General features: G+C 71.0%; 11 protein-coding genes and 3 pseudogenes. 5 read left to right on the top strand and 9 right to left on the bottom strand.

The genetic code is table 11. The features are described 5' to 3' along the window. Positions 1-32: 32 nt before the first annotated feature. On the top strand, positions 33-299 hold the full coding sequence (locus tag ACIBHX_RS29600; protein ID WP_397070573.1) for a hypothetical protein: 267 nt from the start codon (positions 33-35) through the stop codon (positions 297-299). On the opposite strand, the gene ACIBHX_RS29595 is transcribed toward ACIBHX_RS29600, so the two are convergent. The 4 genes from ACIBHX_RS29595 to ACIBHX_RS29580 form a co-directional block, all read right to left on the bottom strand. After that, positions 296-1,126, bottom strand: coding sequence for a response regulator (locus ACIBHX_RS29595; RefSeq protein ID WP_397070572.1), 831 nt, complete (start codon positions 1,124-1,126; stop codon positions 296-298). The genes ACIBHX_RS29600 and ACIBHX_RS29595 overlap by 4 nt on opposite strands. Continuing rightward, complete coding sequence (locus tag ACIBHX_RS29590; protein ID WP_397070571.1) at positions 1,123-2,544, bottom strand: sensor histidine kinase; 1,422 nt, start codon at positions 2,542-2,544, stop codon at positions 1,123-1,125. The genes ACIBHX_RS29595 and ACIBHX_RS29590 overlap by 4 nt, the downstream gene beginning before the upstream one ends. 43 nt (positions 2,545-2,587) lie before the next feature. Beyond that, the gene (locus ACIBHX_RS29585; RefSeq protein WP_397070570.1) at positions 2,588-3,073 is read right to left on the bottom strand and encodes a hypothetical protein; all 486 of its coding nucleotides are present in this window, start codon (positions 3,071-3,073) and stop codon (positions 2,588-2,590) included. A gap of 67 nt (positions 3,074-3,140) precedes the next feature. Then, complete coding sequence (locus ACIBHX_RS29580; RefSeq protein WP_397070569.1) at positions 3,141-3,830, bottom strand: LysR family transcriptional regulator; 690 nt, start codon at positions 3,828-3,830, stop codon at positions 3,141-3,143. Positions 3,831-3,914: 84 nt separating this feature from the next. Between ACIBHX_RS29580 and ACIBHX_RS29575 the strand changes: the two genes are divergently transcribed. Further along, on the top strand, positions 3,915-5,477 hold the full coding sequence (locus ACIBHX_RS29575; RefSeq protein WP_397070568.1) for an amidohydrolase: 1,563 nt from the start codon (positions 3,915-3,917) through the stop codon (positions 5,475-5,477). A gap of 45 nt (positions 5,478-5,522) precedes the next feature. Beyond that, positions 5,523-5,864, top strand: a pseudogene (locus tag ACIBHX_RS29570) (ATP-binding cassette domain-containing protein); the annotation flags it as partial. 52 nt (positions 5,865-5,916) lie between these two features. Here ACIBHX_RS29570 and ACIBHX_RS29565 read toward each other — a convergent pair. Further along, on the bottom strand, positions 5,917-7,161 hold the full coding sequence (locus tag ACIBHX_RS29565; protein WP_397070567.1) for a glycoside hydrolase family 18 protein: 1,245 nt from the start codon (positions 7,159-7,161) through the stop codon (positions 5,917-5,919). Between the two features lie 128 nt (positions 7,162-7,289). Here ACIBHX_RS29565 and hemW point away from each other — a divergent pair, with 128 nt between their 5' ends. After that, a complete protein-coding gene (hemW, locus tag ACIBHX_RS29560) occupies positions 7,290-8,501 on the top strand; it encodes a radical SAM family heme chaperone HemW (RefSeq protein WP_397070566.1) in 1,212 nt (403 codons plus the stop codon). Positions 8,502-9,073: 572 nt separating this feature from the next. Here the strand turns inward: hemW and ACIBHX_RS29555 are convergent. Continuing rightward, positions 9,074-10,045 (bottom strand): annotated as a pseudogene (locus ACIBHX_RS29555) (sulfatase); the annotation flags it as partial. Between the two features lie 47 nt (positions 10,046-10,092). Between ACIBHX_RS29555 and ACIBHX_RS29550 the strand changes: the two are divergent. Then, a pseudogene (locus ACIBHX_RS29550) lies at positions 10,093-10,746 on the top strand (formylglycine-generating enzyme family protein); the annotation flags it as partial. Here ACIBHX_RS29550 and ACIBHX_RS29545 read toward each other — a convergent pair. From ACIBHX_RS29545 to ACIBHX_RS29535, 3 genes are read right to left on the bottom strand one after another with little or no spacing between them, the layout of a single operon-like run. Next, positions 10,739-11,221 (bottom strand): DUF4870 domain-containing protein, encoded by a 483-nt coding sequence (locus ACIBHX_RS29545; protein ID WP_397070565.1) that lies wholly within the window; start codon positions 11,219-11,221, stop codon positions 10,739-10,741. The pseudogene ACIBHX_RS29550 and the gene ACIBHX_RS29545 overlap by 8 nt on opposite strands. Next, entirely contained in the window at positions 11,218-12,027 is an 810-nt protein-coding gene (locus ACIBHX_RS29540; protein WP_397070564.1) for a DUF3097 domain-containing protein, read from the bottom strand. Before ACIBHX_RS29540 ends, ACIBHX_RS29545 begins: the two co-directional genes overlap by 4 nt. Before the next feature lie 32 nt (positions 12,028-12,059). Beyond that, positions 12,060-12,767: a hypothetical protein gene (locus ACIBHX_RS29535; RefSeq protein ID WP_397070563.1), complete on the bottom strand. Its 708-nt coding sequence runs from the start codon at positions 12,765-12,767 to the stop codon at positions 12,060-12,062. Positions 12,768-12,898: the final 131 nt, after the last annotated feature.

Raw genomic sequence — 12,898 nt, 5'->3', positions numbered from 1 at the left:
TCATCCGAACACCTGTGCGGCTGGAGGTAAACGTGAGTGCTGCCGATCGTTTCGAGCACGCTGCGGTTCTCGGCGTGGCGATGGCCGAGGAGACCCGGCGCCTGCTGCGGCTCCACCTCGGTCCCAGCGAGGTGGCCGCCGACGGCACGGTCATGGTGGACGTGCCGTATCCGGACGCGGCGGTGCTGCTCGCCGTGCTCGACGTGGCGGCCGACTGCTTCGGCGAGCGGGGCGAGTCGGTGGAGGAGACCCGGCAGGCGGCGCTGTCGAAGCTGTTAGCGCTCGCCCAGGCGGACTAGGCGAAGCCGTGACGGTAGGCGTACCGCACGGCCTGGGCTCGGTCGCGCAGGTGCGCCTTGGTGAACAGGTTGTTGATGTGCGTCTTGACGGTGGCCTCGCTGATGAACAGGCGACCGGCGATCTCGCTGTTGGACAGCCCCTCGGCGATCAGGCTCAACACCTCGGCCTCCCGCGGCGTCAGCCCGTCCGGCAGCTCCGCCCCAGACTCCCTGCCACGTCCTGGCGTGCCCGGGTCCCGCTGACCAGCCGCCGGGCCGCTGTACGGCGCACGCCGCGCGATGCCCGCGCCTCCGGCGATGCCTGGGCCTCCGGCTATGCCCGCGCCTCCGGTGGTGCGTGGGTCGCTTGGGTTGTCGGCGTGCCACGATTCGGGTTCGGCGAGCGGGGGGCGGGGGGCGCCGGGGTTATGGGTCATCGTGTCGAGGAGGCGGCGTTGGACGGCCGGGTCCAGCTGGGCGTCGCCGCGCATGACGGTGGTGATGGCCCTGGCGATCTCGTCCGAGTCGGCGCTCTTGGTCAGGAAGCCGCGGGCCCCTGCGCGTAGGGCGGCGAAGACGGACTCGTCGTCCGAATACGTCGTGAGCACCACGACCTGCGTGCCGGGATGGTCCGTGCGGATACGCCGGGTCGCCTCGACGCCGTCCATGCGCGGCATCCGCAGGTCCATGAGCACGACGTCCGGTCGCTCGGCGGCCACCAGGGCGAGCGCCGCCTCGCCGTCGCCCGCCGAGCCGACGACGTCGATGCCCGGCAGCAGCTCGAGCACCAGCACGAGCCCTTCGCGCACCACCGCCTGGTCGTCCACGACCAGCACCCGCACTGTCACGACGGCACCTCGAGGTGGACACGGAAGACGCCATCCGACTCGCCGGCCGTAAGGCTCCCACCGAGGAGCTCGGCCCGCTCACGCATTCCCACAAGCCCATATCCTCCCCCACGCCCCCCTGCGCCCCCGCGCGCCACCGCCCCAGGCTCGGTTACGCGCCCCTCCCCACCAGACCCAGCGACTCCCGGCCGCCCCCCAGAGGTGTGGTCCACATCGGGCGCCCCATCCTCCCCGCCGATGGGGCGGACGGTCCCAGGCGTCCCACGCTCCACCCCGGCGGGGTGGGTGATTCCAGGCGTTCCACGCTCCGCCCCGGCGGGGTGGGTGGTTCCGGGTGTTTCGCGCTCCGATTCGGTGGGGTGGGTGGGTTTGGGGGGTGGGGGGGTGGGGTTGGTGATGTCGAGGGTGCAGATGCCGGGGGCGAAGGTGAGGTGGACCGTGGCGGGGGAGCCGGGGGCGTGGCGGCGGATGTTGGTCAGGGCCTCCTGGGCGGTGCGGGTCATCGCCAGTTCGGTCTCGGGCGTGATGCGGCGTTCGCCGCCGGCGATGGTGAGGTGGCAGGGCAGGTCGGTCGCGTCCTCGAAGTCGGCGGCGAGGCTCTTGAGCGCCACCGGCAGCCCGGGCATGTCCTCGCGCAGCGCCGACACCGCTCTGCGCGCCTCCTCGAGCCCCGACTTGGCCAGGTCGCGCGCCCGGATCACCCGGTCGAGGGCCTCCTCGGCGCGGTCGGCGCGGAGCAGCAGCTTGGCCCCCTCCAGGTGGACGATCTGGGCCGACAACGAGTGGGCGAGCACGTCGTGGATCTCTCTGGCGATGCGGGCACGCTCGGCCAGCACCGCCTCGCGCCCCTCGGCCACCCGCAGGGCCCTGCGCTCCCTGACGGAGTACGCCACCAGGAACACGATGGCCAGGGCCAGGACCAGGCTGAGGTCTCGGTCGACCCGCCCGCCCGTCGCGCCGCTGACGAGCAACCCCACGACGGCCACGACCCCGACGGGCACGGACGAGGCCAGGGGCAGGCGGGCGGCGGCCGTACCGACGCTCACGTACATCGCGGCCAGAGCCGGACCGTCCTGCGCCACCGAGTCGAGCCCCAGCGCGAGCACCACCGCCACGGCCAGCAGCATCGCCTTCACCGGCAGGTCCCCGGCCATCCGCACCGCGGTAGCCCACCACGCCTCGGGGGCCCGGGCGAAGGTGGGCCAGGGGAGGAGGTCGGCGAGGCGGGGGCGGTCCCAGTCGACGGGGAAGATCACCAGGGAGAGGACGAGGATGAGGAACGCGGACAGCAGCGTGACCGTCAGCTCCACGCCCGACAGGCCGAACCCGGGCACGGACCTGCCCTGCGAGACCACGAACAGGACGATCGCCACCACGCGCAGCGCGTGGGTGGCGATCCTGCCCTTTTCGATGGTCATGGGACCCAGCTTCTCATCGTCGCCCGGGACCGGACGAGCCAGTTCAGACGAGGCTGCTCGCGCGCTGCGGCGTGCCCGCCAGCATGCGCCCGCGCCGGGTGACGAGCAGCGACTGGACGCCGATGGTGAGGCCGATGAACAGCAGCAGGCTCCCGGTCGAGAGGGCCAGCCCGAAGGCGGCGCCGACGAAGTACAGCCCGACGCGCGTGGCGATCGACACCACCCATGCCAGCAGCGTCCAGCCGGTGGCCTTGGACCAGGTGACGCCCGCCGCGTCGCGCCACACGCGCACGGTCGCGGCCCTGATCATGCCGAACGCGACCGCGCACACGACCTCCACGGCGACCAGCGCCACGCTGAGCGTGAGGTGGCCGCTGTCGACGATGCCGCCCTTGGCCAGGCCGAGTACGACCAGGGCGAGGGCGACGTACAGGATGCCCGGACGCTCGGTGGGCCGGGTCATCATCTGCCGGTAGACGATGAAGAGCGCGGCGAGTGGGATGAGCGCGGTGGCCAGAGCCGTATCCATGCCCTCGACGGTAGGGATCGACCCCGGTCCGGCGGATCGGCCCGGGGATTGAGTCCGCGATCTCCACCTACGGGTGGAGGCACATGTCAGAGGGTGAGGGAGTCCAGCAGGAGCCGGAGGCGGCCGGTCTCGCGGTCGGGGTGGACGAGGGCGGAGATGCCGCGGCTGATCCTGAGCCACGGGACGTCGGCCACGATGACGTCTGGCGGGGTGTCGAGAGCCAGGCCCGGGGCAGCACGACGCGGAAACGGTCCTCGGCGATCCAGCGGCGGTCCACCGAGGTCGGCCAGGACAGCCCGGAGTTGCCCACCTGGTAGACGATGGCCGCGTCCAGCTCGCCGCTCTCTCCGAGATGCGGGATGAGCTGGGAGGGTTCGGCCACCGAGATGCGGAATCCGGTACGGTCGCCGGCCGGCAACCGCCCGATCGCCTCGCCCAGGACGTTCAGGCCGAAGCTGGGGAAGACGCCCAGCCGCACCTGCCGCTCGGTGTTACGGTGCGCGGCCTGCGTGGCGGCCACGAGCCGGTCGATGTCGTTCAGCACGGTCGTGGCGTGCCTGGCCATCACCTCGGCCGCCCCGGTCGGCAGCACGCTGTGCGCCGAGCGGTGGAACAGCCGCACCCCGATCTCCCGCTCCAGCGCCGCCATCTGCTGCGACACGGCGGAGGCGGTGTAGCCGAGCCGGTTCGCGGCGGCGGCGAAGGAGCCGCGCTGGATCACCTCGCGCAGGGTGAGCAGATGCTCGGGCTTCAGCATTAGAGGTCCTTATTCTCAGCCATGAAAAAGGTCCGCCTTTGTGACCTTTCACACCCTAATAGCAGCCACTTACAGTGATGGCCCATGACGATCCGGGTATTCCGCAACGCCGTAATCCACACGGGAGACGACACCAAACCGCTGGCTAGCGCCCTCGCCGTCGAGGGCGAGACCCTGGTGGCGGTGGGCGACGAAGCGGAAGTCCGCGCCGCCGTGGGCGGTCAGGCGGAACTCGTCGACCTCGACGGCGCCGCCGTACTGCCGGGCCTGTACGACGCGCACATTCACACCGCGAGCTTCGCGCGCGGGCTGAGCGAGGTGGATCTGCGCGGCGCGCGCTCGCTGGAGGAGGCCCTGGCGCGGGTCGCGGAGCGCGCCCGGCGGTTGCCGCCGGGAGCGTGGCTGTTCGGCGGGCGCTGGAACAGCAACACCTGGGAGCGCCCGGTCCAGCCCGACCAGCACGCACTCGACGGCATCTGCCCTGATCGTCCCGTGGCGCTGCCCAGCGTCGACGGCCACACCACCTGGGCCAACACGGCCGCGCTGCGGGCAGTGGGCATCGACCGCACGACGCCGGACCCGATCGGCGGCCAGATCGTCAGGGACGCCGACGGTGAGCCGACCGGCATCCTGCGCGAGTCGGCGGCCTATCCGCTGCGCGACCTGATGACCTCGGCGGAGCTGCGCGACCAGCTCAGGACCGCCCAGGAGGAGCTGCTCGCGCTCGGCCTGACCAGCGTCCACGACATCGACGGCGAGGACTGCCGGGCCGCCTACCTGGCGCTCAAGGACGCGGGGCAGCTCAAGATCCGGGTGCACAAGGCGATCCCGCGCGTCCACCTGGAGGCGGCCATCGCCGAGGGCCGGCGCACCGGCGACGGCGACGACTGGTTCCGCACCGGGCCCGTGAAGATCTTCAGCGACGGGGCCCTCGGCTCGCACACCTGCCACATGAGCGAGCCGTTCGCGGACGAGCCTGGCAACCACGGCATCGCGGTCACGCCGTATGAGGATCTGGTCGAGCTGATCAGGATGGCCGTCGAGGCCGGGATCGCGGTGGCCACGCACGCCATCGGCGACCAGGCGAACCACCTGGTCATCGACGCCTACGAGGCGACGCCGACGAGGCTGCGCCTGCGGATCGAGCACGCGCAGCACCTGCGCCCGGCCGACATCCAGCGGATGGCCCGCCTCGGGATCGTCGCGTCGATGCAGCCGGTGCACTGCACCAGCGACATCGACCTGGTCGACTCCCTGCTGGCCGGGCACCGCCTGGCCTCCTACGCCTGGCGCGACATGCTCGACTCCGGCGTGGCGCTGGCCTTCGGCTCCGACGCGCCGGTCGAGGAGCCCGACCCGTTCCCCGCGCTGTACGCCGCGGTCGCGCGTGCCCGCCAGGACGGCACGCCGCCCGGCGGCTGGCAGCCGGAGCAGCGGCTGAGCATCGGGGAGGTGCTGAAGGCGCACACGCTCGGCTCGGCGTTCGCGGCGGGGGAGGAGGGGCGCAAGGGCAGCCTCACCCCCGGCAGGCTCGCCGACTTCATCGCGGTCGACACCGACCCGTTCGTGGAACCGCCCGAGGCGGTCCTGCGCACCAAGGTCCTGACCACCGTCGTCGGCGGCGAGGCCCGCTGGCAGCGAGACTAAAGGAGACCCCCCGTTGAAAATCCTCACGATCGGCGCACTCCTGCCGACCACGCGCACAAGCGGCCGCACCAGCTCTCGGGCGGTCAGCAGCAGCGGGTGGCCATCGCCAGGGCGCTGGCCATGCGGCCTCGGCTGATGCTCTTCGACGAGCCCACCTCCGCGCTGGATCCCGAGCTCGTGGACGAGGTCCCGGAGGTCATGAAGGCGCTGGCGGCGGATGGCATGACCATGGTGGTCGTCACCCACGAGATCGGGTTCGCCAGGGAGGTGGGGGACACCCTCACGTTCTTCGCCGACGGGGTCGTGGTGGAACGAGGGCGCCCCGACGAGGTGCTGGCCCGCCCCCAGCAGGAGCGGACCAGGGCCTTCCTGTCCAGCGTGCTGTGATCCTCGTACGGTCGCCCGTGCCCCGGACAGGCACCCGGCCCGCCCGGGCCGGTCAGCGCAGGACCGAGTACAGGGCGCTGGTCAGGGAGGCGCGCGAGTCGTCCTGGTCGATCGACCACATCATCGACCCGCCGAGCCCCTTGAAGCGGATGTAGGCCGCCTTCTCGACCAGCACCGCCGGGTCGTCGTACGACCAGAACTCGTTGCCGTCATACAGCCACTGCGCCCCGGTCCGCACGTCCCTGTAGCGCTTGCCGGGCTTGTTCACCAGGTCCTTGTAGTCCTCGGTGCCCAGACCCCACTTGCCGGGCGCCGGTCCGGTCGCGGGCTGGTAGAGGCCGTCGCCGCCCTTGACGCCGGTCCACCCCTGCCCGTAGGCCGGGATGCCGACGACGATCTTGCGGGCAGGCGCGCCGCGTGACAGGTAGTCGCGCACGGTCTGGTCCACGCTGTACCTGATCGGGTTGGGGTCGCGGCGGTCGGTGAAGAGGTTGCCGTTGTGCCCGGTCTGCGGCTCCCAGGTGCCGTGCAGGTCGTACCCCTGGACGGTGGCGAAGTCGAGCTGGCGGAAGATCTTGGCCACCTCGAACCCGGCGTCGATCTTCGCCGCCGCCGCGGGCAGGAACGCGGTCAGCTGGGTGTCCGGCGAGAACTCCCGCAGTTGCCGCCTGAGCTCGACCAGGAAGGCCGTGAAGTTCTGCTTGTCCTCCGGCCGGACGACGTTCCCGTCGTTGCCCGCGGAAGCGGGCCACTCCCAGTCGAGGTCGATCCCGTCGAACACCCCGGCGCCCGCGCCCGGCGCCAGCCCCGGCAGGTCGCCGCGCAGCCACAGGTCGACGCACGACTGCGCCAGCCTGGCCCGCGACTCGGGCGTCAGCACCGCGTCCGAGAAGTACTTCGAGCCCGTCCACCCGCCGAGCGAGATCAGCACCTTCAGCCCCGGATGCCTGGCCTTGAGCTTGCGCAACTGGTTGAGGTTGCCGTTGAGCGCCTGCCCCGGCTCGTCGGCCACCCCGTCGACGCTCTCCTCCGCCGAGACGGGCCGCTGCCAGTCGGCCCACGGGTCGGCCGAGTAGCACGAGCCCTCCGCGTTGACGAACCCGAACGCGTAGTTGACGTGGGTGAGCTTGCCGGCCGCGCCGCTGGTCTCCATGTCCTTGACGTGGAAGTCGCGCCCGTAGATCCCCCACTGGATGAAGTAGGCGACCCGCTTGAACCCGGTGCGCGCCTCCGCCGGTGCCGAGACGGCCGCGAGGCCGAGTAAGAGCGAGACCACGGCGATCAGGATCTTCTTCACGAGGCGGCTCCCGGGCGCTCACTTATAGGAAACTTTCCTATAAGTAGTCGCGATGGTAGAACCCCGATCCACCCCCGTCAACGCCCCGGGCGGCGGGACCATGGGGCGGGGGCGGGCACACTGGAGATGTGCCATCCACACTTCCTGACGGTGAGCCGAGTCCCGCGTCGGGCGAGCTGCCCGCGAGCGCCCTGGAGACCCTGGGCGAGCGGCCGTTCGGCTTCTACGTGCACGTGCCGTTCTGCGTCACGCGGTGTGGATACTGCGACTTCAACACCTACACCGCCAGTGAGCTCGGGCCGGGCGCGTCGCAGCGCGACTACGCCGACACCGTGATCGAGGAGATCCGCCTCTCGCGGAAGGTGCTGGGCAAGGACGTCCCGGTGGAGACGGTGTTCTTCGGCGGGGGCACGCCCACGCTGCTGCCCGCCGGCGACCTGGGCAGGATCCTGCGGGCGATCGGCGACGAGTTCGGCCTGCGGGCGGGCGCCGAGGTGACCACGGAGGCGAACCCCGAGTCCGTCGACCAGAGGTACCTGGACGAGCTGAGGAACCAGGGCTTCACCCGGATCAGCTTCGGCATGCAGAGCGCCCGCGAGCACGTGCTGAAGGTCCTGGACAGGACCCACACCCCGGGCAGGGCGCAGCAGGCCGTGCGAGAGGCGAGGAAGGCCGGATTCGAGCACGTCAACCTGGACCTCATCTACTCCACCCCGGGCGAGACCGACGACGACTGGCGCGCCTCGCTTGAGGCCGCGATCGCCGCCGAGCCCGACCACGTGTCGGCGTACTCGCTGATCGTCGAGGAGGGCACCAGGCTCGCGGCCCGCATCCGGCGCGGCGAGCTGCCGATGCCCGACGACGACGTGGCCGCCGACCGATACGTGATCGCCGACGAGCTGCTCGCAGCCGCGGGTTTCCGCTGGTACGAGGTGTCCAACTGGGCGACCTCCGACGCCGCGCGCTGCCGCCACAACCTGCTGTACTGGACCGGCGGAGACTGGTGGGCGGCCGGCCCCGGCGCGCACAGCCACGTCGGCGGCACCCGCTGGTGGAACGTCAAGCACCCCGCCGCCTACGCCCGCCGCCTGGCCGAGGGGGTGTCCCCGGCACAGGCGCGCGAGGTGCTGACGGCCGACGACCGCGCGGCCGAGCGCCTCATGCTGGAGGTACGGCTGGCCACCGGCTACCCGCTGGCCTCCGTCACCGCCCCCGAAGCGGTGGCCGCCGCCATGGCCAGAGGCCTGCTGGAGATCGAGGCGTTCAAGCAGGGCACCCTGGTCCTCACCCGTGACGGCCGCCTGCTCGCCGATGCGCTCATCCGAGACCTGCTGACCTGACTCGGCGCAGCGACAGCTCCTCCTGGACCACGGCGGCGTCCCTGGCGTACGGCCGGTACAGCAGCGTCAGGAACACGCGCCGCCCGCACCGCCACCTCCCGCTGCGCGGCCACGAGCAGGTGTTCGCGGGTGACCTCACCGGTGTACGGCAGGCCGAGCCGTTCGAACTGGCTGGGCGGGGCGTCGCCGGCACGCATCCGCGAGACGAGCAGCCGGGCCATGCGCAGCTCCACCTCCTCGTCGACCAGCGGCGACAGCTGGCCGGGATCGGTGGCCAGGTCGAACAGCAGGGTCCCGTGCGCGTGCGGGTTGACGAAGGTGCGCCCGGGCATCCGCAGCGTCCGCGCGCCCTTGGTGAAGGTGAACGGCTCGGCCAGATCCACCTCGGCCAGCTCGGCGGGGGTGAAGCGCCCGCGCATGTGCGTGGGCATCAGCGTGTGCTCGAGCAGCGGCGCGTTCTCCTCCGCCGCGGGGGCCCGCATGTACACGTACCGCCCGTCGGTGATGTTGACGTGCCCGCCGAAGATGCCGAAGAGCGCGCCGTCGCGCGAGAAATCGGACATGAGAGGCTCGCCCTGCATGTCGGACGGCCGGTCCACCCCGAAGTACTCCAGCAGCGTCGGCGCCAGGTCGATCGTCTGCACCAGCGACTCCCGCCGCTCCCCGGCGCCCCCCGCCCGCGGGTCCCAGACGAACAGCGGCAGGTGGACCAGCTCGTTGTACCAGGGCTGCACGCTCTTGCTCCACCAGCCGCGCTCGCCGAGCAGCAGCCCGTGGTCGGTGCACACGATCAGCAGCGTGTCGTCCCACAGCCCGTGGGCGTCCATGGCGTCGAGCACCCGCCCCAGCGAGTGGTCGCACATCGACAGCAGCGCCGCGTACTCGTACCGGGCGTGCTGGACCTGCGACGGCGTCTCGGTCACCCGCTTGTAGTCGGGCCAGTCGAAGTGCGGCCCGTCGTAGTCGTGCGGGTAGAGGTCCTTGTACTGCTTGTGGGAGAAGAACGGCTCGTGCGGGTCGAACGTCTCGATCTGCACGAACCACCGGTCCTGGGCGTGGTTGGTGGCGATGAACTCCAGCCCGGCGTCGAACGTCAGCGTCTGCGGGTGCCTGTCCTCGGTGGCCAGGTGCTGCCGGTTCACCCAGTCCTGGCGGTAGGTGGAGAAACGCATCTGTTTGACGTCATCTGGGAGCTCCGGGTCGGCGACCTGCCCCTTCCACGGGTCGCCCTGCTGGCCGCGGAAGAACTCCCAGGAGTTGTAGCGCCCGTGGTAGGTGGCGCCGCCGTCCTCCCAGTAGTGCAGGTGGTCGCTGACCAGGTGGGTGTAGACGCCGTGCTGCTTGAGGATCTCCGGCATCGAGTCGTCGAACGGCTCCAGCGGACCCCAGCTGCGGTGCAGGAAGTTGTGCCGCCCCGTGTGGATCTCGCGCCGCGCGGGCATGCACGGCAGTGACCCGGCGTAGCAGTTGTCGAAGCTGACGGCCCGCTCGGCGAGCCTGGCGAAGTTCGGCGCGTGCGTCCAGTCGGCCCCGTACGGCGGCAGCAGGTGCCGGTTGAGGCTGTCGAAACGCCGAGGAGACCGGATACCGCACCGAGGCCGAGCGGGCGGGCACGTCCATGGTCTTCCACCAGGCCGTGGCCGCCACCAGGGCGGACGTCGCCGCCGTGGACCCCGGCGCGCCGTGGTGGGTGGAGGTGCGCGGCGCCGACTGGCGCCACCCCTACGGCCCGCTGTCAGAGGCGGAGCCCGGCCATCCCGTGGTGCACGTGTCGTGGCACGACGCGCGGGCCTACTGCGACTGGGCAGTGCGCCGCCTGCCGACGGAGGCGCAATGGGAGTACGCGGCCCGAGGCGGGCTGGCGGGCAGGCGGTTCCCCTGGGGAGACGAGCTTGCGCAGCCGTGGCCGGTCAACATCTGGCAGGGATCGTTCCCGGGCCGCAACACCGGCGAGGACGGCTGGCTGGCCACCGCGCCCGTGCGCGCGTTCCCGCCCAACGGCTACGGCCTGCACGAGATGGCGGGCAACGTCTGGGAGTGGTGCGCCGACTGGTTCGACCCGGGCTACTACGCCCGCTCGCCCCTCGACTCACCCGGCGGCCCGGAAACCGGGGAACGCCGGGTGATCAGAGGCGGCTCGTACCTGTGCCACGAGTCGTACTGCCACCGCTACCGGGTCGCCGCGCGCTCGGCGAACACGCCCGGATCCAGCAGCGGCAACTGCGGGTTCAGAACCGTCAGCTGATCATCCGGATGCTGATCGGGTAGCGGTAGTTCTGGCCGCGGTTGGCGGCCAGCGCCGCCTGGATGTGGAAGATCAGGGAAACGATCCAGATCACCGGGAACAGGATGATCCCGATGAGGACGAACGAAAGGACGAAGGCCACGATGTAGCCGATGAACATCGTGATCTGGAAGTTCAGCGCCTCGGCCGACTGGTCCCTGACATAGGGGGACTCGTCCTTCTTCATCAGGTAGATGATCAGTGGACCGATCCACGACACGAGCAGGCCGAGCAGATGCGCCAGCATGGCCATCGTGGTGTCGTCGCTGCCGGGCCGCGGGCCGTACTGCCCCGGCACGTGCGGCGGGCGCTGCTGAGGAGCCGCGTAACCGTAACCGGGCTGCTGGTAGCCCGGCGGCGGGGTCGGCGGCTGGCCGTAGCCGTACCCCTGCTGGGGGCCGGACTCTGGCTGCTGTTCCGGGGAATCCTGACTCATGATGCCTCCGTAGTGACGAAGTCGATCAGTTCTTCGACCCGGCCCAGCAATTCGGGCTCCAGGTCGGAAAAGGTGGAGACGGCCCCGAGAATCCGCCGCCACGCCTCGGCCGGCTCCACACGCCAGCCCAGGGCCGCGATCACGCCCTCCTTCCACGGCACCCCGCGCGGCACGTCAGGCCAGCCCGGGATACGCAGGACGGACGGTTTGACCGCCTGCCAGATGTCGATGTACGGATGTCCGACGATCAGCACGTGCCCGGAGGTGACCTGCGCGGCGATCCGGCTCTCCTTCGAACCGGGCACCAGATGGTCGACCAGCACGCCCAGCCTGCGCCCCGGCCCCGGCTCGAACTCCGCCACGATGGACGGCAGATCGTTCACGCCCTCCAGGTACTCCACCACGACCCCCTCGACCCGCAGGTCGTGGCCCCAGATCTTCTCGACCAGCGCCGCGTCGTGCACGCCCTCGACGTAGATGCGGCTCTCCCTGGCCGCCCGCGCCCGCAGCCCCTCGACCACGGTGGAGCCCGAGGCGCTGCGCTTGGGGCCCGTGGGCGCGGCGGCCGGCCGTACCAGAGTCACGACCTTGCCCTCGAGCAGGAACGCGGCCGGGGCGAGCGGGAAGAGCCTGCGCTTGCCGAACCGGTCCTCCAGGGTGACGGCCTCCTTGTCGCAGGCCACGACCGCGCCGCAGAAGCCGCTGTCGGCGTCCTCCACGACCAGGTCGTACTCGGCGGGCACCAGGGGGATCTTGCCCTTGCCCGGACGCCGCCAATTCCCCGCGAGAACATCACCCTCGTACACACGGGGACCGTAGCAAATCATCCGCAAGCAAATCAGCCACCAGCCGCAAGCCGCTTGCGGTGACTGCCGCGCCGCATCAGCACGACGATCGTGACCGCGATCGCCGCCAGGATGCCGATCAGCGGAATCGCGACGAAGGCCACCGCGCTGCCCACCAGCCCCCGCGCGCTGCCGGTCAGCTCACGGCCCACCCCGAAGCGGGTGTCCGGGTTCTTCTCCTGGGTGGTGCAGGTGATCTGGTACTGACCCTTCCTCGGGGCGTTGATCACCAGGATCATCTCCCAGGACCTGCCGTTCAGGCCGACCGTCTGGTTGATCGGCGTGTTGGCCAGGCGGGCGCCGTCGGAGATCTGGCACTGGTAGTGGACCAGCTCACCCCGGGTGACGTAGAGGGCGGGGCTGTCGGCCGGATCGACCGTCACCGTCGCCTGCTCGTCGGCGGCGAAGACCTTGGTCGGCGCCGCGTTCGCCACCGTGCTGACTATGCCCGAAGCGAACACACCGATGCCCACGGCGACGCACACCACCGCCACCAGCCAGCCGACCGCGATCCACCACAGCCGCGGCCTGACCTGCTTGGGATCGACCGGCCTGGCGAACTGCTGATAACCGTACGGAGGGGGCATCTGGTACGGCTGGCCGCCATACTGGGGCGGCGGCGGTGGAGGAGGCTGCTGGCCATAGTACGGACCCTGTCCCGGCGGGGGACCGTACTGCGGCGGCTGCGAATCGTCGGTCATGTCGGCCAGTGTGAGCCCCAGGACTTGCAGTACGCCAGCAGCGCTCTGTTATCGCACCGTGAGGGCCGGAGCCGTACACTTGGCACTCGGGAACACAGAGTGCCAAATCTGGCGTTTCCTGAAAGATGGAG

The organism is Nonomuraea sp. NPDC050536 (assembly GCF_044457685.1).
GTDB lineage: Bacteria > Actinomycetota > Actinomycetes > Streptosporangiales > Streptosporangiaceae > Nonomuraea.
The sequence above is the reverse complement of the archived record's forward strand: the minus strand, read 5'-3'. Positions and strand labels throughout refer to the sequence as shown.

Coding starts and splice junctions, on each gene's coding strand:
- ACIBHX_RS29590 (WP_397070571.1), bottom strand. CDS start 2,544: ATGACCATCGAAAAGGGCAGGATCGCCACCCACGCGCTGCGCGTGGTG.
- ACIBHX_RS29585 (WP_397070570.1), bottom strand. CDS start 3,073: ATGGATACGGCTCTGGCCACCGCGCTCATCCCACTCGCCGCGCTCTTC.
- ACIBHX_RS29580 (WP_397070569.1), bottom strand. CDS start 3,830: ATGCTGAAGCCCGAGCATCTGCTCACCCTGCGCGAGGTGATCCAGCGC.
- ACIBHX_RS29575 (WP_397070568.1), top strand. CDS start 3,915: ATGACGATCCGGGTATTCCGCAACGCCGTAATCCACACGGGAGACGAC.
- ACIBHX_RS29545 (WP_397070565.1), bottom strand. CDS start 11,221: ATGAGTCAGGATTCCCCGGAACAGCAGCCAGAGTCCGGCCCCCAGCAG.
- ACIBHX_RS29535 (WP_397070563.1), bottom strand. CDS start 12,767: ATGACCGACGATTCGCAGCCGCCGCAGTACGGTCCCCCGCCGGGACAG.